This window comes from Streptomyces sp. NBC_00483 (genome assembly GCF_036013745.1).
Lineage (GTDB): Bacteria > Actinomycetota > Actinomycetes > Streptomycetales > Streptomycetaceae > Streptomyces.
The window spans coordinates 3,097,714-3,116,465 of sequence record NZ_CP107880.1 but is presented as its reverse complement, the minus strand read 5'-3'; the positions used below and the strand labels follow the sequence as shown (position 1 = coordinate 3,116,465).

General features: G+C 70.5%; 15 protein-coding genes. 8 read left to right on the top strand and 7 right to left on the bottom strand.

Translation table 11 applies throughout. From position 1 onward, the window contains the following. Nucleotides 1-27 precede the first annotated feature (27 nt). Together OHA73_RS13755 and OHA73_RS13750 are read left to right on the top strand one after the other, a co-directional pair. On the top strand, nucleotides 28-1,614 hold the full coding sequence (locus OHA73_RS13755; RefSeq protein WP_267070747.1) for a Na+/H+ antiporter: 1,587 nt from the start codon (nucleotides 28-30) through the stop codon (nucleotides 1,612-1,614). Nucleotides 1,615-1,655: 41 nt separating this feature from the next. After that, the gene (locus tag OHA73_RS13750) at nucleotides 1,656-2,402 is read left to right on the top strand and encodes an SDR family NAD(P)-dependent oxidoreductase (RefSeq protein ID WP_266720602.1); all 747 of its coding nucleotides are present in this window, start codon (nucleotides 1,656-1,658) and stop codon (nucleotides 2,400-2,402) included. Here the strand turns inward: OHA73_RS13750 and OHA73_RS13745 are convergent. Beyond that, nucleotides 2,399-3,505 carry a mechanosensitive ion channel family protein gene (locus tag OHA73_RS13745; RefSeq protein WP_266720604.1) on the bottom strand — a complete coding sequence of 369 codons (1,107 nt, stop codon included), beginning with the start codon at nucleotides 3,503-3,505 and terminating at the stop codon, nucleotides 2,399-2,401. The genes OHA73_RS13750 and OHA73_RS13745 overlap by 4 nt on opposite strands. A gap of 62 nt (nucleotides 3,506-3,567) precedes the next feature. On the opposite strand from OHA73_RS13745, the gene OHA73_RS13740 reads away from it, so the two are divergent. Further along, nucleotides 3,568-4,137 (top strand): dienelactone hydrolase family protein, encoded by a 570-nt coding sequence (locus OHA73_RS13740; RefSeq protein ID WP_266720605.1) that lies wholly within the window; start codon nucleotides 3,568-3,570, stop codon nucleotides 4,135-4,137. A gap of 33 nt (nucleotides 4,138-4,170) precedes the next feature. On the opposite strand, the gene OHA73_RS13735 is transcribed toward OHA73_RS13740, so the two are convergent. From OHA73_RS13735 to OHA73_RS13720, 4 genes are all read right to left on the bottom strand, one after another. Continuing rightward, nucleotides 4,171-5,844, bottom strand: coding sequence for an alkaline phosphatase D family protein (locus tag OHA73_RS13735; protein ID WP_327655174.1), 1,674 nt, complete (start codon nucleotides 5,842-5,844; stop codon nucleotides 4,171-4,173). Nucleotides 5,845-5,962: 118 nt separating this feature from the next. Next, nucleotides 5,963-6,814, bottom strand: a complete 852-nt coding sequence (locus OHA73_RS13730; protein WP_266720607.1) for a thioredoxin domain-containing protein — start codon at nucleotides 6,812-6,814, stop codon at nucleotides 5,963-5,965. A 70-nt stretch (nucleotides 6,815-6,884) separates the two neighbouring features. Beyond that, entirely contained in the window at nucleotides 6,885-7,583 is a 699-nt protein-coding gene (locus OHA73_RS13725) for a hypothetical protein (protein WP_327655173.1), read from the bottom strand. 46 nt (nucleotides 7,584-7,629) lie between these two features. Next, on the bottom strand, nucleotides 7,630-8,955 hold the full coding sequence (locus tag OHA73_RS13720) for a DUF2252 domain-containing protein (protein WP_266720610.1): 1,326 nt from the start codon (nucleotides 8,953-8,955) through the stop codon (nucleotides 7,630-7,632). Nucleotides 8,956-9,195: 240 nt separating this feature from the next. Between OHA73_RS13720 and dnaE the strand changes: the two genes are divergently transcribed. Further along, on the top strand, nucleotides 9,196-12,735 hold the full coding sequence (dnaE, locus tag OHA73_RS13715) for a DNA polymerase III subunit alpha (protein WP_266720612.1): 3,540 nt from the start codon (nucleotides 9,196-9,198) through the stop codon (nucleotides 12,733-12,735). Nucleotides 12,736-12,816: 81 nt separating this feature from the next. On the opposite strand, the gene OHA73_RS13710 is transcribed toward dnaE, so the two are convergent. Continuing rightward, nucleotides 12,817-12,987 carry a hypothetical protein gene (locus OHA73_RS13710; RefSeq protein WP_266720614.1) on the bottom strand — a complete coding sequence of 57 codons (171 nt, stop codon included), beginning with the start codon at nucleotides 12,985-12,987 and terminating at the stop codon, nucleotides 12,817-12,819. A 279-nt stretch (nucleotides 12,988-13,266) separates the two neighbouring features. Between OHA73_RS13710 and OHA73_RS13705 the strand changes: the two genes are divergently transcribed. From OHA73_RS13705 to OHA73_RS13690, 4 genes are all read left to right on the top strand, one after another. After that, entirely contained in the window at nucleotides 13,267-14,517 is a 1,251-nt protein-coding gene (locus OHA73_RS13705) for an NYN domain-containing protein (protein WP_327655172.1), read from the top strand. Between the two features lie 130 nt (nucleotides 14,518-14,647). After that, nucleotides 14,648-15,673: an ABC transporter ATP-binding protein gene (locus OHA73_RS13700; RefSeq protein WP_443063212.1), complete on the top strand. Its 1,026-nt coding sequence runs from the start codon at nucleotides 14,648-14,650 to the stop codon at nucleotides 15,671-15,673. Further along, the gene (locus OHA73_RS13695) at nucleotides 15,670-16,500 is read left to right on the top strand and encodes an ABC transporter permease (RefSeq protein WP_266720618.1); all 831 of its coding nucleotides are present in this window, start codon (nucleotides 15,670-15,672) and stop codon (nucleotides 16,498-16,500) included. The genes OHA73_RS13700 and OHA73_RS13695 overlap by 4 nt, the downstream gene beginning before the upstream one ends. 80 nt (nucleotides 16,501-16,580) lie before the next feature. Next, nucleotides 16,581-17,264, top strand: a complete 684-nt coding sequence (locus OHA73_RS13690; protein WP_327655171.1) for a DUF2567 domain-containing protein — start codon at nucleotides 16,581-16,583, stop codon at nucleotides 17,262-17,264. A 9-nt stretch (nucleotides 17,265-17,273) separates the two neighbouring features. Here the strand turns inward: OHA73_RS13690 and OHA73_RS13685 are convergent, their stop codons facing one another. Then, nucleotides 17,274-18,752: a sialate:H+ symport family MFS transporter gene (locus tag OHA73_RS13685; protein ID WP_327655170.1), complete on the bottom strand. Its 1,479-nt coding sequence runs from the start codon at nucleotides 18,750-18,752 to the stop codon at nucleotides 17,274-17,276.

The window sequence follows — 18,752 nt, the reverse complement described above, 5'->3', positions numbered from 1 at the left end:
GATCGTCGAGTCTGGTCGGAGCCCCCGGTGGATCAATTGGCCCTGCTGTTCGTGCTGTTGCTCGGGGCCGTGCTGACCGTCCCCCTCGGCGACCGGCTCGGCCTGCCCTCCCCGGTCCTGATGACCCTGCTCGGCATCGCCCTGGCGCTGATCCAGGCGGTGCCGAATGTCGACATCAACCCGGATCTGATCCTCCCGCTCGTGCTGCCACCGCTGCTCTACGCGGCCGTGCACCGCACGTCCTGGCGCCAGTTCGCGGCCAATAAACGGCCGATCTTCCTGCTCGCCGTCGCCCTGGTATTCGTCACCACGGCCGCGGTCGCCTTCACCGCCGACGCCATCGTGCCGGGCCTGCCGGTCGCCGCGGCCGTCGCGCTCGGCGCCCTTGTGGCGCCGCCCGACCCGGTCGCCGCGACCGCCGTCGCGGGCCAACTCGGCCTGCCCCGGCGCATGGTGTCGATCCTGGAGGGCGAGGGCCTGTTCAACGACGTGACCGCGATCGTGCTCTACCACGTCGCGATCGCCGCCGCCGTCAGCGGCACCTTCTCGCTGCCGCGCGCCGCGCTCGACCTGGTCCTGTCCGCGGTCGTCGCCATCGCCGTCGGCTGGGGGCTCGGCTGGGTCGCCAACAAGCTCATCAGCTACCTCGGCGACGCCACGCTCCAGATCGGGCTCACGCTCCTGATCCCCTACGCCTCGTACGTACTCGCCGAGGAGCTCAAGGGCTCGGGCGTGCTCGCGGTCCTGACCACGGCCATGTTCCTGGCCGAGCACGCCTTCGACGCCGACGACGTGCTGACGCGGCTCACCGGGCGGGCCTTCTGGGACGTCGTGGACACCCTCGTCACGGGCGTCGCGTTCGGCCTCATCGGCCTGGAGGTGCACAACGTCGTCAGGACCGCGGAGGGCCGCTGGGGCGAGATGTTCGGCTGGGCGGGCGCGGTCGTCGGGGTCGTCATCGTCGTACGGCTGCTGTGGCTGTTGCCGATGACGTGGGTGACACGGCGGATGCACATGCGGCGCGACGTCGACGAGGACATTCCGGTCAGCTGGCGCGAGACGGTCGTCATGTGGTGGGCCGGAATGCGCGGTGTGGCCTCGGTGGCGCTGGCCCTCGCCATCCCGCTGACCATGGACGACGGTTCGCCCTTCCCGGAGCGGGACGAGATCGTCTTCCTCGCGTTCGGGGTGATCATGGCGACCCTGGTGCTGCAGGGCCTGAGCCTGCCGTGGCTGGTGCGCAAGCTCGGGGTGCGCAGCGACGACACCGCCGAGCGGGAGTTCGAGCGGCAGCTCGCGCTGCGGGCCGCGAAGGCGGCGAAGCGGCGGCTCAAGGAGATCGAGGAGGTCGAGGAGCTGCCGGAGGAGGTGCAGGAGCAGATGGTGCGCCGCGCCTACGACATCGGCCTGCGCATCAACCCGGAGATCGGCGCGGACGAACGGCGCGAGAAGCAGACCAAGCGGGTCGCCCGGATCAAGCGGATCCGCCGGATCCAGGCGGAGATGATGTCGGCGGCCCGGCACGAGGTCCTCGCGGCCCGCAGCGAACCGGGCTCCGACCCGGAGGTGGTCGACCGGGTGCTCAGGAAACTGGATGTGCGCAGTCTGCGTTAGAGATTGTCCTGTGGCCGGTGTGGCGTTCTAGGCTCGTGCGTATGGCACGCAACGTGATAATCACCGGAGGCGGTACGGGAATCGGGCTCGCGGCGGCGAAGGCCTTCGCCGCGGAGGGGGACCGGGTACTGCTGGTCGGGCGGCGGATCGAGGTCCTGGAGAAGGCCGATGTGCCCGGTGCGATGAGGTATCCGGCCGACCTCGGCACGGTCGAAGGGGCGCGCGGCGCCGCCGACTTCGCGCTCGAGGCGTTCGAGGGCACGGTCGACGTGATGGTGCACAGCGCCGGCGGGATCGGCGGCCGGTCGCTCCCGGCGCCGGAGGGGACCGATCCGCTCGACGCCGTCGCCCACGACTGGAACGCCAACTTCCGTATCAATACGCTCACTTCGGTCCTGCTGACCGAGGCGCTGCGTGAGCACCTCGCCTCGCCGGGCGGCCGGGTCGTGTTCCTGTCCTCCATCGCCGCGCTGCGCGGTTCGGGTTCGGGCTCGTACGGCGGCTCCAAGGCGGCCCTGCACCCGTACACGTACGACCTCGCCAAGGCCCTCGGCCCGCGCGGCATCACCGTGAACACCATCGCGCCCGGCTACATCGAGGACACCGAGTTCTTCGGGCCCTCGATGCCCGAGGCGGACTACCGGCGCCGGGTCGACGCCATCCCGACCGGCCGCGCCGGGACGCCCGAGGACATCGCGGCCACCGTGCTGTGGCTGGCGTCGCCGGGCGGCGGCCATGTCACCGGGCAGATCGTCCAGGTCAACGGCGGGGAGTGCCTGGGGCGTTAGCCTCTGCCGGTGCGGGGCGCCCGGCCGTTGCGGCTGAGCACGTGCTCCGGCAGGGAGTCCGCCTCGTCCGGGGCGACCAGGGCCGTCGCCGTGTTGATCCGCGGCAGCGCGTACGGGTGCTGATCGGTCAGCCAGCGCACGAGCTGCTCGCGGACCGTGACCCGCACCGTCCAGATGTCGTCCGCGTCCTTGGCGGTGACCAGGGCGCGGACCTGGAGCGTGCTGGGCGTCGTGTCGGTGACGGCGAGGCCCCAGTCGCGGCCGTCCCAGGCGGCGCACTCGCGCAGGATGTCGTGCAGCTTCTCGCGCATCTCGGGCACGGGCGCGCTGTGGTCGAGGTGGAAGAAGACGGTGCCGGTCATCTGGGCACCGCCGCGCGACCAGTTCTCGAACGGCTTCGACGTGAAGTACGAGACCGGCATGGTGATGCGCCGCTCGTCCCAGGTGCGTACGGCGAGGAAGGTGAGGGTGATCTCCTCGACCGTGCCCCACTCGCCGTCCACGACCACGGTGTCGCCTATCCGCACCATGTCGCCGAACGCGATCTGGAGCCCCGCGAAGAGGTTGCCGAGCGTGGACTGCGCGGCGACACCGGCGACGATGCCGAGGAGTCCCGCCGAGGCCAGCAGCGAGGCGCCGGCCGCCCGGAAGGACGGGAACGTCAGGAGCATCGCGGCCACCGCGACCACGCCGACGACCGCGATGACGACGCGCTGGATCAGGGTGACCTGGGTGCGTACACGGCGGACCCGGGCCGGATCGCGCTGGGCGTTGGCGTAGCGGGCGTACGACGACTCGACGACGGCGGAGGAGATCCGGACGGCGAGCCAGGCGGTGGCGCCGATCAGGACCAGGTTGAGCGTTTCTCCAACTGTGCCGCCGTGTTCCTTCGCGACGCCCGTCTGGTCGTACGAGCCCCGCAGCAGCGCCGCGCAGAGCACGAGCTGGAGCGGCAGCCGGCAGCGGCGCAGCAGTCCCCACAGCGGCGTCTCGTGGTGGCGCTGGTCGGTGCGGAGCAGCAACCGGTCGACCGCCCACCCCACCAACAGCGTGAGCACGACCGAGCCACCAATGACGATCAGTGGACGCAGTACGTTCTCCATGCCACGACGGTAACCGGGATCGGGCGCGCCCAACCTGCGGGGGCCCTGGCACCATGGAGCCCATGAACATCATGCTTTTCCATTCGGCGTTCGGCCTGCGGCCCGCCGTCGAGGCCGCTGCCGACCGGCTGCGGGCCGCCGGGCACGAGGTGTGGACCCCTGATCTCTTCGAGGGCCGCACCTTCGACAGCGTCGAGGAGGGCATGGCCTTCAAGGACGAGATCGGCAAGGACGAGCTGCTCAAGCGCGCCGTCCTGGCGGCCGCGCCCTACTCCGACCGCGGTCTCGTCTACGCCGGGTTCTCGTTCGGCGCCGCGACCGCGCAGACCCTCGCCCTCGGCGACGACAAGGCGAAGGGGCTGCTGCTCCTGCACGGCACGTCCGACATCGCGGAGGGCGTCACCGTGGACGAGCTCCCGGTCCAGCTGCACGTCGCCGAGCCCGACCCCTTCGAGACGGACGACTGGCTGACCGCCTGGTACCTGCAGATGGGGCGCGCGGGGGCCGACGTGGAGGTCTACCGGTACGCCGGGGCGGGCCACCTCTACACCGACCCCGACCTGCCGGACTTCGACGAGGAGGCCGCCGAGGCCACCTGGCGGGTGGCGCTCGGCTTCCTCGAAACGCTGTAGGCGGCGCTTTTACGCGACGGGGGAGAGTCCGCTTTACGCGACGGGGGAGTCCGCCCGCTCGACCTTCTGGGTGCCGGTGAGGGTGCGGTACGAGCGCTGCCAGGCCGACGTCGCGCTCTGGTCCGCGCGGTCGGAGATCACGTAGAAGTCCATCTGTGTGCGCTCGGCCGTGACGTCCAGGACGCCGTACCCGTGGCGGTCCATGTCCAGCCAGCGCACGTGCCGGTTGGCCGCCTTGATGGCGCCCTCGGCGACCGTGGAGAGCGTGTCCGGGGCGACGTGCAGGATGTCGTCCAGGTTGTCGGAGGTCACGGACGTGACCACGAACTCCGTCGCGGCGGAGGGGGACAGCGGATACGTCGCCGCCTTGACCGGCACGTCGTTGGCCCACGCCATGTGGATGTCGCCGGTCAGGAAGACGGTGTCGCGGACGGCGTGCTCGCGCAGGTGGGAGATGAGCTCGGCGCGGTCGTGGGTATAGCCGTCCCACTGGTCGACATTGATCGCCAGGCCCTCCTTCGGAAGGCCGAGCAGCTCGGCCAGCGGGCCCGCGATGTGGGCGGGCAGCGAACCGAAGGCGACCGGCGAGATCATCACCGAGGTGCCGACCAGCTTCCAGCGCGCGTCCGAGGCGGTGAGGCCGGACTTCAGCCAGTCGAGCTGGGCGCGGCCGGTGATCGTACGCTCCGGGGAGTCCACCGCTCCGTTGCCGACGCTCGACTGCTCCGAGCGGAACGAGCGCAGGTCGAGCAGGTGGAGGTCGGCCAGGTTGCCGAAGCGCAGGCGGCGGAAGACCGTGCCCGCGGTGGACGGGCGGACCGGCATCCACTCGAAGTAGGCCTGCTTCGCGGCCTGTTGGCGGGCCTGCCAGGAGCCCTCGGTGTCCGGCGTGTGGTTCTCCGCGCCGCCCGACCAGGCGTCGTTGGCGAACTCGTGGTCGTCCCAGATCGCGATCAGCGGGTGCACGGCCTGCATCGCCTGTACGTCGGGGTCGGTCTTGGTCTGGCCGTGCCGGGTGCGGTAGTCGGCGAGCGAGACGATCTCGTGGGTCGGCCGGTGCTCGCGGACGGTGTAATCGGCGGTCGGGTACTCGCCCGTCTTGTACTCGTAGAGGTAGTCGCCGAGGTGCAGGACCGCGTCCAGGTCGCTGCGGGCGGCCAGGTGCCGGTACGAGGAGTAGTAGCCGGCCTCCCAGTTGGCGCAGGAGACGACGCCGAAGCGCAGGCCGTCGGGGGACGCGTCGGCGGCGGGGGTGGTGCGGGTGCGGCCCACGGGTGAGTGGGCGGTGTCCACGGAGAAGCGGAAGTAATAGGCGGTCGCCGGGCGCAGGCCCCTTACATCGGCCTTGACCGTGTGGTCGGAGGCGGCGCTCGCGGTCACGGTTCCCCGGCCGACGATCTGACGGAAGGCCTTGTCCTCTGCTATCTCCCACGCCACCCGCACATCGGGGCCCTTGCCGGAGCCGGGCACCGCGTCGGCGGCCGGCGTCATGCGCGTCCACAGCAGGACCCCGTCGGGCAGCGGGTCGCCGGACGCGACGCCGTGCAGGAAGGCGGGGGCTTCGGCGGCGTGGGCGGGGGCAGCGGCGGCGAGCGGTCCGGCGAGCGCGGCACCCGCGGCCGCGGCCTTGACGACCGTACGGCGGCTCGGGGCGCTCGCCGTGCTCGGCGTGGGTCTGGGAACGGATTGATGAAGTCGACTGGTCACAGCCGGTCAGACTACTGACTGGTAGATACAGAGAACGGGCGAACCCGAAAGGTTCGCCCGCTCTTCGTCTGTGCTTGGACCCGACGTCAGCTCTTGAGGACGTCAGCCCTTGAGAACGTCAGCCCTTGAGGGCCTTCTCCGTCGCGGTCTTGTACTCGGCCACGGTCATCGGAGCGTTCTGGCCGTCCGAACCGGTCAGCTTCTTGCCGTCCACGACCAGGCTCGGGGTGCCGGTGACGTCGTCCTTGTTGGTGTCGAACGACTTGGACATCTTCATGGCCCAGTCGTCGTACGTACCGTCCGTGACGGCCTTCTGGAACGCCTTGTTGCCCTTGAGCGAGTCCACGGTGTCGGCGATCTTGATCAGGTAGTCGTCGTCCTTGAACTTGTCGTCGCTCTCCTCGGGGTGGAACTTCGCCGAGTAGAGCGCCGTCTTGTAGTCGAGGAAGGCGTCCTGGCTCACGTTGAGGGCCGCGCCGAGCGCGCTCAGCGCGTTCTTCGAGCCCTCGCCGTTGGTGCCGACGTCGCCCTTGGCCGCGCTGTCGCCGTCGAGGAACGTGCCGCCGATGTATTGGATCTTGAACTTGCCGGCCTCGACGTCCTTGTGGAGCTGCGGGCCGACCGTCTGCTCGAAGGAGGCGCAGACCGGGCAGCGCGAGTCCTCGTAGATCTTCATGGTCTTCTTGGCACTGGACTTGCCGATGACGACGGTCGTGCCGTCCTTGCCCGAGGTGTTCGCGGGCGCCTTCACGGCGGAGGACTTGGCGTCCATCGCCGTCTCCCAGTGGGAGGGCTTGTTGGCCTGCATCACCGCGTAGCCGACGCCGCCGGCTATCGCGAGGACCGCGACGATGGAGACGCCGACGATCGCCTGCCGCTTCGTCTTCTCCCGCTTGGCCTGGCGCTCGCGTTCGACGCGCAGCCGCTCACGGGCCGCGGTCTTCGCTTCCTGGGTGTTGCGCTTGCTCATGGTTGTGCTCCGTAGGTGAGTGACATGCGTATGGGGGACTGCCGTGCCGGAGCCCGAGCCGGACGGTGGCTCAGGCGGCGGGGCACGGCGGCCCGCGCCGTCCTACGGAGTGCACCCAGAGCCGGGTGCGGGAGGCCGGTACGCGCGTGGCGGGGCGCGGAAGGCGGACGGTGGGCTCGCGCCGGACGGTGACCGCGGCGAACGCGATGAGCAGCGGCCGGAACGCGAAGGCGGCCACCGCGCGCAGCAGTTGGGCCAGGGCCTGCTCACCGCGGCGCAGCCAGGCGGCCGCGAGCAGACCGACGGCGACGTGCGCGCCGAGGAGCAGCCAGGAGGCCGCCGGGTCGGTGTGCGCGAAGAGGGCCGCGGCCCGCTCCGTGCTGCCGCCTGTCATCCGGGCCAGCGGTGTGCCCACGTTCCCCGCGCACAGGACGTCGAAGCCGAACTGGCGCAGCGGGCCCGCGACGGGGCCGCCCGCCCGGCCGTAACAGACGTGCTGGCCGGTCGTGAAGACCGTGTCGGCGGCCAGTTCCAGCGGGACGAGCAGGGCCGCGATCCGGCCGAAGCCGCGCTCGCGTCCCGCCAGCGCGTACGCGATCACGAAGACGGCCGCGGTGATCGCGGCGACCGTCGTGAGGGGCAGCGGGGCCCGGGACAGCAGCACGTGCGACGCGACGGACAGCGTCACGGCGCAGGCCGTGAACAGCGCCGCGCGCATCACTCGTAGCTGGGTCCCGGATATGTCGTCCATCGCGGCAGAGTGTGCCATGGCTTCCTGTAAGCGATGCCTAAAGGGGGCCGATTCACAGCACCTTTCACAGCCCCGGGATCCGGCCGTTGCGGAACAGGTCCACGAAGATCTGGTGGTCCGCACGCGCGCGTGCCCCGTAGGAGTGCGCGAAGTCGACCAGCAGGGGCGCGAAGCCTTCCTCGTCGGCGGCGATCGCCGCGTCGATGGCGCGCTCCGTGGAGAACGGGACGAGCGACTCGCCGGACTGGTCGTCCGCCGCCGCGTGCATCGTCGCCGTGGCCCGGCCGAGGTCGGCGACGACCGCCGCGATCTCCTCGTACTCGTCGATGTCGCCCCAGTCCAGGTCCACCGCGTACGGCGAGATCTCGGCGACCAGCTGCCCGGCCCCGTCGAGCTCCGTCCAGCCCAGCCACGGGTCGGCGTGCGCCTGCAGGGCGCGCTGCGAGATGACCGTGCGGTGGCCCTCGTGCTGGAAGTACTCGCGGACCGCCGGGTCGGTGATGTGCCGCGAGACGGCCGGGGTCTGGGCCTGCTTCATATAGATCACGACATCGTTCTCGAGGGCGTCGCTGTTGCCCTCCAGAAGGATGTTGTACGAGGGGAGGCCCGCGGAGCCGATACCGATGCCGCGGCGCCCGACCACGTCCTTCACCCGGTACGAGTCGGGGCGGGACAAGGAGGCCTCCGGCAGCGTCTCCAGGTACCCGTCGAACGCCGCGAGCACCTTGTAGCGCGTCGCCGCGTCCAGCTCGATGCTGCCGCCGCCCTCGGCGAAGCGGCGCTCGAACTCGCGGATCTCCGTCATGGACTCGAGCAGGCCGAAACGGGTCAGCGAGCGGGCGTCGCGCAGCGCCTCCAGGAGGGGGCCCTCGGCCGTGTCCAGCGTGAAGGGCGGCACCTCGTCGCTCTTGGCGCCGGTCGCCAGCGCGTGGATGCGCTCGCGGTAGGCCGCCGCGTACGTGCGCACGAGGTCCGTGATCTGCTCGTCGCTCAGCGCCTTCGAGTAGCCGACCAGCGCCATGGAGGCGGCGAAGCGCTTGAGGTCCCAGGTGAAGGGGCCCACGTACGCCTCGTCGAAGTCGTTCACGTTGAAGATCAGCCGGCCCGTGGAGTCCATGTACGTGCCGAAGTTCTCCGCGTGCAGGTCGCCGTGGATCCACACCCGGCTGGTGCGCTCGTCCAGGTACGGCCCGCCGTGCTGCTCGCGCTCCACGTCCCCGTAGAACAGGCAGGCCGTGCCCCGGTAGAACGCGAAGGCCGAGGCCGCCATCTTGCGGAATTTGACCCGGAAGGCCGCGGGGTCGGCGGCGAGGAGCTCGCCGAACGCGGTGTCGAAGACGGAGAGAATCTGCTCGCCGCGCTGCTCAGCGGTGGGCTGCGGTTCCGACATCGCTGGGTGCCTCCTGGTGCGGGGTGGGGCGGGATCTGCGGTACGCGGTGCTGATGCGTGGGACAGATGTTCTGTTCGGTCCAACGCACGACCGTACTCCGGAGTGCCCGCCGGTTGTCAGTGACCGGTCGTAGACTTCCAAGCTGTCCCCCAGGCCCGCCCGTCACCCGACCGCCACCCCTCAACGAGGCGCTGCGCGCCGCCCCTTTTGAATCGTGTTTTCCTTTGGAGGCCCCCACCGTGTCCAAGCCGCCCTTCACGCACCTGCATGTGCACACCCAGTACTCGCTTCTGGACGGTGCGGCGCGGCTCAATGACATGTTCAAGGCCGCCGGCGACATGGGCATGACGCACATCGCGATGTCCGACCACGGCAACCTGCACGGGGCGTACGACTTCTTCCACACCGCGGAGAAGGCGGGCATCACGCCGATCATCGGCATCGAGGCCTACGTCGCCCCGGAGTCCCGGCGCAACAAGCGGAAGGTCCAGTGGGGCCAGCCGCACCAGAAGCGCGACGACGTCTCCGGTTCCGGTGGTTACACCCACAAGACGATGTGGGCGGCGAACAGCACGGGGCTGCACAACCTGTTCAAGCTGTCGTCGGACGCGTACGCCGAGGGCTGGCTGCAGAAGTGGCCGCGCATGGACAAGGAGACGCTCTCCCAGTGGAGCGAGGGCATCATCGCCTCCACCGGCTGCCCCTCCGGTGAGCTGCAGACCCGCCTGCGCCTCGGCCAGTTCGACGAGGCGGTCAAGGCGGCGGCCGAGTACCAGGACATCTTCGGCAAGGACCGGTACTTCCTGGAGCTGATGGACCACGGCATCGACATCGAGCACCGGGTCCGCGAGGACCTCCTGCGGGTCGGCAAGAAGGTCGGCATCCCGCCGCTGGTGACGAACGACTCGCACTACACGTACGCGAACGAGGCGACGGCGCACGACGCGCTGCTGTGCATCCAGACCGGCAAGAACCTCTCCGACCCGGACCGCTTCCGGTTCAACGGCACGGGCTACTACCTGAAGTCGACGGACGAGATGTACGCCATCGACTCCTCGGACGCCTGGCAGGAGGGCTGCCGCAACACGCTGCTCGTGGCCGAGCAGATCGACACGACCGGCATGTTCGAGAAGCGCGACCTCATGCCGAAGTTCGACATCCCGGAAGGCTTCACGGAGATCACCTGGTTCCAGGAGGAGGTCCGGGTCGGCATGAACCGCCGCTACCCGGGCGGCGTCCCCGAGGACCGCCAGAAGCAGGTCGAGTACGAGATGGACATCATCATCCAGATGGGGTTCCCGGGGTACTTCCTGGTCGTCGCCGACTTCATCATGTGGGCCAAGAACAACGGCATCGCGGTGGGTCCGGGCCGTGGTTCCGCGGCCGGTTCGATCGTCGCGTACGCCATGGGCATCACCGACCTCGACCCGATCACGCACGGCCTGATCTTCGAGCGGTTCCTCAACCCCGAGCGCGTCTCCATGCCCGATGTCGACATCGACTTCGACGAGCGCAGGCGCGTCGAAGTGATCAGGTACGTGACCGAGAAGTACGGCGCCGACAAGGTCGCCATGATCGGCACCTACGGCAAGATCAAGGCCAAGAACGCGATCAAGGACTCCGCGCGCGTGCTCGGCTACCCGTACGCGATGGGCGACCGCCTCACCAAGGCGATGCCCGCCGACGTCCTCGGCAAGGGCATCGACCTCTCCGGCATCACCGACTCCCAGCACCCGCGCTACAGCGAGGCCGGCGAGATCCGGGGGATGTACGAGAACGAGCCGGACGTCAAGAAGGTCATCGACACCGCCAAGGGCGTCGAGGGTCTGGTCCGGCAGATGGGTGTGCACGCGGCCGGCGTGATCATGTCCAGCGAGCCGATCGTCGACCACGCCCCGCTGTGGACCCGGCACACCGACGGCGTGACGATCACGCAGTGGGACTACCCGCAGTGCGAGTCGCTCGGCCTCCTGAAGATGGACTTCCTGGGGCTGCGCAACCTGACGATCATGGACGACGCCGTCAAGATGGTGCGTTCCAACAAGGGCATCGACCTGGAGATGCTCGATCTCCCGCTGGACGACCCTAAGACCTTCGAACTGCTCTGCCGCGGTGACACGCTCGGTGTGTTCCAGTTCGACGGCGGCCCGATGCGTTCGCTGCTGCGCCAGATGCAGCCCGACAACTTCGAGGACATTTCCGCCGTCTCGGCCCTGTACCGGCCGGGCCCGATGGGCATGAACTCGCACATCAACTACGCGGAGCGCAAGAACGGCCGGCAGGAGATCACGCCGATCCACAAGGAGCTCGAAGAGCCCCTGAAGGAGACGCTCGGCCTGACCTACGGCCTGATCGTGTACCAGGAGCAGGTGCAGAAGGCCGCGCAGATCGTCGCCGGCTACTCGCTCGGCGAGGCCGACGTGCTGCGCCGCGTGATGGGCAAGAAGAAGCCCGAGGAACTGGCGAAGAACTTCGTCCTCTTCCAGGAGGGCGCGAAGAAGAAGGGCTTCTCCGACGCGGCGATCCAGGCCCTGTGGGACGTCCTGGTCCCGTTCGCGGGCTACGCGTTCAACAAGGCGCACTCCTCCGCGTACGGCCTGGTCACCTACTGGACCGCGTACCTGAAGGCGAACTACCCCGCCGAGTACATGGCCGCGCTGCTCACCTCGGTCAAGGACGACAAGGACAAGTCGGCCGTCTACCTCAACGAGTGCCGGCGCATGAAGATCAAGGTCCTCCCGCCGGACGTGAACGAGTCGGTGCACAACTTCGCCGCCCAGGGCGACGACGTGATCCTCTTCGGCCTGGAGGCGGTCCGCAACGTCGGGTCGAACGTGGTGGAGTCGATCGTCCGGGCCCGCAAGGCGAAGGGGAAGTTCACCTCGTTCCCCGACTACCTGGACAAGATCGAGGCCGCCGCCTGCAACAAGCGGACGACGGAATCGCTGATCAAGGCCGGCGCCTTCGACGCGATGAACCACACCCGCAAGGGCCTCACCGCCCAGTACGAGCCGATGATCGACAACGTCGTGGCGGTGAAGCGCAAGGAGGCCGAGGGACAGTTCGACCTCTTCGGCGGCATGGGCGAGGGGGAGAGCGACGAGCCGGGCTTCGGCCTCGACGTCGAGTTCTCCACCGACGAGTGGGACAAGACGTACCTGCTCGCCCAGGAGCGCGAGATGCTCGGCCTGTACGTCTCCGACCACCCGCTCTTCGGCCTGGAGCACGTGCTCTCCGACAAGGCCGACGCGGGCATCGGCCAGCTCACCGGCGGCGACTTCGGGGACGGTGCGGTCGTCACGGTCGGCGGCATCATCTCGGGCCTCCAGCGCAAGATGACCAAGCAGGGCAACGCCTGGGCGATCGCGACCGTCGAGGACCTCGCCGGTTCCATCGAGTGCATGTTCTTCCCGGCGACGTACCAGCTGGTGTCCACGCAGCTCGTCGAGGACGCCGTGGTGTTCGTGAAGGGCCGCCTCGACAAGCGGGAGGACGTGCCGCGCCTGGTCGCCATGGAGATGCAGGTCCCCGACCTGTCGAACGCGGGGACCAACGCGCCGGTGACCCTCACGATCCCGGCCCTGAAGGTGACCCCGCCGATGATCAGCCGGCTCGGCGAGATCCTCACCAACCACCGGGGCGACAGCGAGGTGCGGATCAAGCTCCAGGGGCCGCGCAAGACCACGGTGCTGCGGCTCGACCGGCACCGGGTGAAGCCCGATCCGGCGCTGTACGGCGACCTGAAGGTGCTGCTCGGTCCTTCCTGCCTGGCAGGCTGACCGCGCCGAGACACGCGCGAGGGGCGCACCCGGACTTCCGGGTGCGCCCCTCGCTTTGTGTCAACTGCCTTACGAGGCGCCTCAGTTGTGACCGAAGCGGCGCTCGCGGTGCTTGCGGGCCACGTCGCCCGGAGTCGCCTCCACGGCCGACTTGGCCTGGGCCTCCATGGCCGAGGACCGGGCCTGCTCGTCCGGCTGAGCGGCCTGGGCCGCCTTCTGCTGATGGCGGTTCTGCTTACGGTTCTTGGCCATGGTGATCTGCCTCCTGCGGGGGATCTAGGGGCCAGGGCCGGCTTCAGATTCACACAGTCGGAGGAAGAACGCATTTCGGGGTATTACCGTTCGTAACGGGTGATCTTCGCGGGGTGGACACCCCGAGTTCACGGCTTCCGCCACGCCGAAGATCCAGTTCGGGCCGTTAACCCCACCGCGGTCGGGCAGACTCGAAGGAAACCCGAAGCGAAGCCGCGGGAGCCGTCCCGTGGAGCGTGTCCGGACTGCTGGCAGGTCGGCTGAAAGAGGGTGGATCGCGTGGATCGTTGCATCGTTCTGGTGGATGCCGGATATCTGCTGGGGGCCGCGGCGAGCCTGCTCGCGGGCGAGCCGTCCCGCTCCCGGATTCATGTCGACCATGCCGCCCTCATCCAGGGACTGCGCGAGCGCGCCGAGGCCGAGACCGGGCGGGATCTGCTGCGCATCTACTGGTTCGACGGGGCGCCGGACCGGGTGCCGCAGCCCGAGCACCGGCGGCTGCGGGTGATGCCGCGGGTCACCGTCCGGCTCGGCGCGCTGACCCGGTCCGACGGGCGGTGGGCGCAGAAGGGTGTCGACGCGGCGATGCACGCCGAGCTGACCGAGCTGGCCCGCAATCGTGCCTGCTCGGACATTGTGCTCGTGACCGGGGACGGGGATCTGCTGCCCGGCATGATGGCCGCCAAGGAGCACGGTGTCGCCGTCCACCTGTGGGCGGTGCAGGCCGCCGACGGCGACTACAACCAGTCCGAGGACCTGGTCGCGGAGGCCGACGAGCGGCGGGTGCTCGACCGGTCCTGGATCACCAAGGCCGTACGCGCCAAGGAGCTCGGCGGGATCTGCGCCCCGCCGCCCGTGCCGCGCCCGGAGATCGCCGCGATCCTGTCCGCGCCGCTGCCCGAGTCGGCGCTCTCCTCCGCGGGGCGTTCCGTGGAGGAGGCCGGGGGCGCGGCGCCCGGGCAGCATGCGCCTGCCGGGCACGGTGAGAACGGTGCGGGGGCTTCGCAGGCTTCGGAGGAGGACCGGGCCGGCGGCGGCAAGGGCGTGCCCACGCCCAAGGACCTCGCCGCGTTGCGTGGGCCGGGGGCGCAGGTCGCGCAGCATCCCGCGAACGCGACGCTGCGGTGGTCGTCCGACAAGGGGTGGGTCGAGCGGCCCGGGGGCGGTGGGGAGCCGGCCGATGTGGCGTCCTTGCCGACGCTGGCGCAGCTCACCACGGCGGAGCAGCGGTGGGCCGACCGCGAGGAGGACATCACCGCGGTCGGCGGGGATCCGTACGAGGTCGGGCAGGTGTTCGCGCGGCGGTGGCGGGAGCGGTTGGGGGAGCAGGCGGAGTTGCAGAAGCTGTCGACCATGTATCCGCGGGTGCCGCACCGGATCGACGGTGAGTTGCTGCGGTACGCGGCGCGGTTCGGGTTGCTTGCGCACAAGGACGACCAGATCGACGAGCACGACCGGTATGCGATCCGGGCGGGGTTCTGGCGGGAGATCGACGTCCGGACGGCCGAACACGCGGCTGCGGCCGAGTAGGCGGGCGGGTTGGCGGGGTGGAGCCCCGTGGCGTAGGTGTGGGGGAGCCGGGTGTACGGCAGGCGTGGGAAATGTCCCGCCCCGCGTGCAATCGTGAACGCCGGACCCCGTAGGCTCCTTCCTCGTGAGTATGCGCACCGATGCCGTCGCCCCTCAGCGTCACGGGGGTGCTGTGGTGTGCGCGGTGCGGGGGCTCCGGAAGACGTATCCGGCTTCGCGCGGGCGCCGTGGTGTGCCCGGTACGCCGGAGTTGCGGGCCACGGACGACGTACACCTCGACATCCGGCGCGGGGAGATCTTCGGGCTCCTCGGGCCGAACGGGGCCGGTAAGTCCACCCTCGTACGGCAGCTGACCGGGCTGATGCGCCCCGACGCGGGAAGCGTCGAGATCCTCGGCCACGACATCGTGCGGCACCCCGAGCGCGCCTCCCGGATCCTCGCCTACCTCGGGCAGGAGTCGACCGCGCTGGACGAGCTGACCGTCGCGCTGGCCGCCGAGACCACCGGGCGCCTGCGGGGGCTCCCGCTCAAGGACGCCCGGGCCGCGCGCGACGACGTACTCGACGAGCTGGGTCTCACCCCGCTCGCCTCGCGACCGATCAAGAAGCTGTCCGGCGGGCAGCGGCGGCTCGCCTGTTTCGCGTCCGCGCTCGTCGGCGAGCGGCCGCTGCTCGTGCTCGACGAGCCGACCACCGGCATGGACCCCGTCGCCCGGCGCGCCGTCTGGGGCGCCGTCGACCGGCGGCGGGCCGAGCGCGGCACGACCGTACTGCTCGTCACCCACAACGTGATCGAGGCCGAGACCGTGCTCGACCGGGTGGCCGTGCTCGACCAGGGCCGCGTCATCGCCTGCGACACCCCCGCGGGCCTCAAGGAACGTGTCGCCGGCGAGGTGCGCGTGGAACTCGTGTGGCGGGAGAAAGCTCCGATGGAGCTCGACGAGGTGGCGCGGCTGCGCCCACACGCCGTGGAATCGGGGCGGCGCTGGTCGCTGCGGCTCGAACCGGACGCGGCCCGCTCCGCCGTCGCCGCCGTCACCGGTGGCCCGGCCTTCGACTTCCTGGACGACTTCACGCTCGCGACGCCGAGCCTGGAGGACGTGTACCTGGCGCTCGGCGGGAGCCGCAGCGGAGTGAAGGGCCTGGTGAAGGCATGAGCGTCGTTCCCACCGCTCCCGCGGTCGCCTCCGCGCCCGCGCGCCCCGCGCCCGCGCCGGGCCCCGCCGAAGAGGCGCTCGCGCCCCGCGCCCGCTTCCTGCCCGCGCTCGCCGCCGTCTACCGGGCGCAGCTCAGCCGGGCCCGCGTGGCCCGGATCCCGCTGCTGTTCGTGGCGACGTTCCAGAGCATCGGCATCATGATCCTGATGCGCGGCGTCGTCGAGCAAGGCGGCCGTGAGGCGCAGGCCGTGGTGGCCGGTTCCGCGGTGCTCGTCGTCGCGTTCGTCGCGCTGAACCTGCTCGCCCAGTACTTCGGGCAGCTGCGGGCGGCCGGGGGGCTCGACCACTACGCGACGCTGCCGGTGCCGCCCGCTTCCGTGGTGCTCGGCGCCGCGGGGGCGTACGCCTCGTTCACCGTGCCGGGGACCGTGGTCACCGCGGTCGTCGGCTGTCTGATGTTCCAGCTGCCGCTCGCCCACCTGTGGGTGCTCGCCGCGGTGATCCCGCTGGCGGGCGCCGCCCTCGCCGGCCTCGGTGCCGCGCTCGGCCTGCTCGCGCCCCGGCCCGAACTGGCCACGCTGCTCGGCCAGTTGGGCATGTCCGCGGCGCTGCTGCTCGGCGTGCTTCCGGCCGACCGGATGCCGGAGTTCGTGCAGTGGGCGCGGGACCTGCTCCCGTCGACGTACGGGGTCGAGGCGTTCGCGCGTACCTTCGCCGCGCACCCCGACTGGGGCGTGGTCCTGCTCGACCTGGGCGTCTGCGCGGTCGTCGGCGTCGCCTCGCTGGCCGTGGCGACGTGGGCCTACCGTCGGGCCGCCGTCCGCTAGGGCCTGTCTGAAGTTCCCCCGCGGGGGAACTTCAGACAGGCCCTGACGCGCCGCACAGCGACGCCTGGCACGATGGCAGGGTGACCGCACCGCTGACACCGCCACCCCATCAGCCCCCGCACAACAACGGGCACAGCAACCCCTGGCAGGCCCCCGACCCCATGACAGGACATCTGCCGCCCGCGCCCCAGGACCCCCAGGAGGACGGTCCCGGGCTCCGGGCCGAACTGCGCGAGGCCGCCGTCGTGACGGTCGGCGTCGCGGTGGTGGGGCTCGCGCTCGGCGCGCTGTGGCTGTGGCTCGCGCCCCGGGTCCCGCTGGTCTCGGACGCGTCGGCGGTCTACCTCAAGGACACCGAGGGCGAGCAGGCCATCGGCATCGACGGAACGTTCACCCTGCTCGGGCTCGCGTTCGGCGTCGTCACCGGTGCGGCTGTCTTCCTGTGGCGCAGGCGCGGGGGCGTTCCCCTGGTTGTGGGGTTGGCCCTGGGCAGTCTGCTCGGTGGCGTGCTCGCCTGGCGGTTCGGCGTCTGGCTCGGGCCTGCGCAGAACGTTGCGGCGCATGCGAAGGCCGTTGGCAAGGGGGTGGTGTTCGATGCGCCCCTGGAGTTGAACGCCAAGGGCGCGTTGCTTGCGTGGCCGCTGGCCGCGTTGGTCGTGCATCTCGGACTGACCGGGTTGTTCGGGCCGCGGGACCCGGATCCGTATTTCGCGACGCCGTACGGGACGCAGGGTGACGGCTCCGCCGCGCCCACGGCCCCGTAACCCACGGAGTCAGTCGTGCCGCGCGGGAGGCACGGTGACGTGCTCCGCCGCTGATCCCTCCTCGGCCAGATAATCGCTCGGCCCCTCCTTGTCCACCAGGCGGCTGAGCCGGGTCGGGATGTTGAAGCCGATCAGGACGATCACCAGCAGCGTGAGGGCGGACGTCAGGATCGCCAGGGACTGGCCGAGTGACATGCCCGAGGCCAGCCGTGCGCCGAGCACTGGGGCGACCGCGCCGCCGAGGGCTCCCACGTTGTACGTGAAGCCGAGGGACGCCGCGCGGGTCTCGGTCGGGAAGTGGCCCGCGATGTACTTGGGGAGCAGGCCCGAGATGCCCTGCATGCACGCGAGCATGCAGAACAGCAGGATGCCGAGCCCCACCGGGCTGTCGTGGACCGCGAACACCGGGAAGACGAAGGCGAGGCCGACGATCAGCGTCACCGCGTACGCGCGCCGCGTGCCGAACCGGTCGCCGATGAAGCCCGCCACGACGCAGCCGACCGCCGTGCCGAAGCCCGCCCAGAAGAGGGCGTCGGTGACCTCGGAGGGGGAGTAGCCCAGCTCGGTCTTCAGGTACGTCGGCAGCAGCGCCTGCACCGGCCAGCTGTAGAGGAACGCGCAGAACACGGTCACCGTCAGCGCCACGTACAGCAGCCAGCGCTTGCGGCCGCCCAGCTGGACCGTGAAGGCCAGCAGACAGGCCGCCGCCACCACGGAGAGCAGCGGCACCGCGCCTCCGCCGAGCGGCGTGAACACCGCGAACAGGGCGCCCGTCGCCACGACCACCAGCACCGTGTTGACCGTCGCGAGGCGGCGCGTGGCGAACAGCGGGCGGAACGGGTTGGGCCGTTCACCGGCGTCCGCCACCTGCTCCTGCCACTCCTCCGCCTCGGGCAGCGCCCGCCGCACCCACAGCGCGATCGCCACGGGGAAGAGCCCGATGTAGAACAGCCAGCGCCACCCGTGGCCCGGGACCACGAGCTCGTACACCTCGGCCGCGACGACGCCGCCGAGCGAGAAGCCGGAGATCAGGAAGCCGGACGCGCGGTTGCGCAGCTTCGCGGGCCAGCTCTCCAGGACGTACGTGGCGCTCGCGCTGTACTCACCCGCCATGCCCATGCCGATCAGCAGGCGCGCGGTGAACAGGCTCGTGTAGTCCCACGCGAAACCGCAGGCGAACGTGCCGAACGAATAGAGCACGATCGAGACGACCATCGCCGACTTGCGGCCGAAGCGGTCGCCGAGCGCGCCGAGGACCGCGCCGCCCAGCCAGCGCGTGATGAACGCGCCGGAGACCAGGCTCGCCTGCTCGACCGACGACAGGCCGAAGTCGTCGCCGATCTCGGTCAGTACGAGGGTGATCAGGACGAAGTCGAAGCCGTCGAGGAAGTAGCCGATCCAGGCGGCGAAGAAGGACTTCCACCGGGCGGGGCCGATGTCGGAGTACCAGCGGCCGGAGGCGGCCGCGGGGGTGGTGCCAGGAGTCAT

Bases quoted from the DNA above. Each gene is read 5' to 3' on its own strand.
- OHA73_RS13750 (WP_266720602.1), top strand. From the start codon at position 1,656: ATGGCACGCAACGTGATAATCACCGGAGGCGGTACGGGAATCGGGCTC.
- OHA73_RS13745 (WP_266720604.1), bottom strand. From the start codon at position 3,505: ATGGAGAACGTACTGCGTCCACTGATCGTCATTGGTGGCTCGGTCGTG.
- OHA73_RS13740 (WP_266720605.1), top strand. From the start codon at position 3,568: ATGAACATCATGCTTTTCCATTCGGCGTTCGGCCTGCGGCCCGCCGTC.
- OHA73_RS13730 (WP_266720607.1), bottom strand. From the start codon at position 6,814: ATGAGCAAGCGCAACACCCAGGAAGCGAAGACCGCGGCCCGTGAGCGG.
- OHA73_RS13725 (WP_327655173.1), bottom strand. From the start codon at position 7,583: ATGGCACACTCTGCCGCGATGGACGACATATCCGGGACCCAGCTACGA.
- OHA73_RS13720 (WP_266720610.1), bottom strand. From the start codon at position 8,955: ATGTCGGAACCGCAGCCCACCGCTGAGCAGCGCGGCGAGCAGATTCTC.
- OHA73_RS13710 (WP_266720614.1), bottom strand. From the start codon at position 12,987: ATGGCCAAGAACCGTAAGCAGAACCGCCATCAGCAGAAGGCGGCCCAG.
- OHA73_RS13700 (WP_443063212.1), top strand. From the start codon at position 14,648: ATGCGCACCGATGCCGTCGCCCCTCAGCGTCACGGGGGTGCTGTGGTG.
- OHA73_RS13695 (WP_266720618.1), top strand. From the start codon at position 15,670: ATGAGCGTCGTTCCCACCGCTCCCGCGGTCGCCTCCGCGCCCGCGCGC.
- OHA73_RS13685 (WP_327655170.1), bottom strand. From the start codon at position 18,752: ATGACTCCTGGCACCACCCCCGCGGCCGCCTCCGGCCGCTGGTACTCC.